The organism is Paraburkholderia sp. LEh10 (assembly GCF_017814945.1).
Lineage (GTDB): Bacteria > Pseudomonadota > Gammaproteobacteria > Burkholderiales > Burkholderiaceae > Paraburkholderia.
The window spans coordinates 1-2,414 of the sequence record NZ_JAGIPX010000177.1 but is presented as its reverse complement, the minus strand read 5'-3'; the positions used below and the strand labels follow the sequence as shown (position 1 = coordinate 2,414).

Genomic DNA, 2,414 nt, shown 5'->3' with positions numbered 1-2,414 from the left:
TCTGGACCGCAACCGCCGACTCTATCCTTCAGAAAGTGGCTCGGTTATGTAAAGTTATTTCTGGGACGGAACACTAGCAGGCTGCTGAAGTACACCCGAATTGAAACGGCCTTACTCCAATTACGCGCCGCTCGTCGCAGGTTTTTTCGCATTGTGCAAGTTCAATGCAAATTCAACGTCCTTTTAAGCGTTTTGAGGTCGAATCCTGGCCTCATTTCCGCGTTTCCCGTCACTATGAATAGTAAGGACTTTCCCGATCCCGTGGCATAGCGATATGCCAGGATGGTTGGTACTGGGCAACCCATCTGAGAAGGGGAAAGTCATGGACAAGATTACCCGTATCGGCGTGGATCTGGCGAAGAGCATCATCCAGGTACATGGCGTGGACAGCATGGAACGCGTGGTGGTCAGGAAGGCCATCTCACGGCAGAAGTTTCTCGAATGGTTTGCCAACCTCGCGCCGTGCCTGGTCGCAATGGAAGCGTGCAGCGCAGCCCACTACTGGGCGCGCAAGCTGCGCGCGCTCGGCCATGAAGTCCGTCTGATCGCGCCGCAGTTCGCTGCGCCATACCGCAAGGGCGGCAAGCACGTGAAGAACGACAGACTTGATGCGGAGGCCATCTGCGAGGCCGCGGGCCGACCGCACATGCGCTTTGTGGCCGTCAAAACGGCAGACCAGCAAAACGTGCTGGTGGTGCATCGCATGCGCGGCGGTTTCGTCGAGGAGCGCACCGCGCTCGTCAACCGGCTGCGCGGCGAGCTGGTGGAGTTCGGCGTGTTTCTGCCGCAAGGCATCGATGCATTTCGTGCCCACTTCGTCGAGGCACTGGAGGACGGTGCCGCTGAATTGAACGGTGTCGCGCGCACTGCGCTGCTGCGCGGCTGGGAGCACCTGCAGGCCCTCGACCAGCAAATCGCTTGGTGCGACGCGCAGGTCGCCATACAGGTGAAGCACGACAGCAACGCGCAGCGCGTGATGGCGGTCATCGGCATCGGGCCGCTCACCGCGTCGGCCGCGGTGGCCACCGTCGGCAACGCTCACCTGTTCAAGAACGGCCGCCAATTTGCCGCCTGGATCGGCACGGTGCCCAAACAGAACAGCAGCGGTGGCAAAACCCGCCTGGGCCACATCACCAAACAGGGCAACACGTATCTGCGCACGCTGCTGTTCCAGGGCGCGCGCTCGGCCGTAACGAGCGCGCATCGACGAACCGACCGGCTCTCGCGCTGGATCGTTCAGCTCCAGGCACGCGTGGGCTGGTATCGAACGCTGGTGGCCGTCGCCAACAAGCACGCGCGCATCCTGTGGGCGATTCTGGCCAAGAGCGAGCATTTCGATCCCTCGCATGTCTGCACTCCCCCAACACCGGGCCAGCCACGATAGGACAACAGCACGAACAGGCAAATTCGCAGCGTCACCTAAAAGCAACTAAAAGCGTGACTTCGTAACCGAGGACGCAAAGGCAAGGATAGCGACAGGTCAGACCGGCAGCGGGCGAACTCGAAAGTCCGCCAGGCGCACGTGCCACTTCGTGTCGCCGCACTATGGATGGAGTCCTGCTGCGCGGTTACTATCCGGGCCCGGGCACAGCAACCAACGTGTCCAACAAGGCCGTTTATAGGCATGCAGTCTGTCTCGCCGCAAATGCCGAATGTGTCTCCGATGACATGGGAATCAATCGAATGGATGAATGAACCCGAGCTTGCAAAAAAGGGAAAGTCCTTATAGGACGGACTTGTGCCAAGGATCGCAGGCGCACGAGGTTGTATGCGGCCATGTTCAACACGAACATCTGATCCACCTTCTTCAACCCGCGTACCATCGCCTGGCGCATACGCCCCACGGTCTTCGCCCATCCAAAGCCTTGTTCGATCAGCTTGCGCTTTTGCTGAGAAATGGCATAGCCCGCGCTCGAGGCAATCGTATCGGCCACCGCCGAACGCCGCCCCGAGGTGTTTTGCGCTACGTGCGGTGTGACCTTCATCTCGTGGCAGGCCTCGATGAATTCCTGTGCGTCGTAACCCTTGTCCGCGCCCAACGTGATCTCCGCGCTCGTATCCTGTACTGCTTGTCGCGCGTCGTTGATCATGATCTTGGCCGCTTCACGCTCAGCATGCCCGTCAGCGCGTGTCACGCGCGCGTTGACCACCAGACCGTGCCGGTTATCGGTCAGCGTATGGCCCATGTATCGCAATTCGCTGCCCGTCTTGCCTTTACGATAGAGCCGCGCATCAGGATCGGTACTGGACTGATGCGTGTCGTTGCTGCGCTTGCTACCTTTAAAGTCGCCCGCGCTGCTGCTTTCGTCATCCTGATCGTCACCGTCCTTGCGCACGAAGCTCTTGTGTCCCGCCCACGCCTGGATCAGCGTGCCGTCTACGCTGAAGTGCTCGCCCGAGAGCAGATCCTTCTT

General features: G+C 60.0%; 2 protein-coding genes. One reads left to right on the top strand and one right to left on the bottom strand.

Translation table 11 applies throughout. From position 1 onward, the window contains the following. Positions 1–322 precede the first annotated feature (322 nt). Entirely contained in the window at positions 323–1,384 is a 1,062-nt protein-coding gene (locus J8I87_RS43695) for an IS110 family transposase (protein WP_209938844.1), read from the top strand. Between the two features lie 232 nt (positions 1,385–1,616). On the opposite strand, the gene J8I87_RS43690 is transcribed toward J8I87_RS43695, so the two are convergent. Beyond that, the coding region (locus tag J8I87_RS43690) for an IS5 family transposase (RefSeq protein WP_245254624.1) at positions 1,617–2,414 on the bottom strand (798 nt) is incomplete at its 5' end.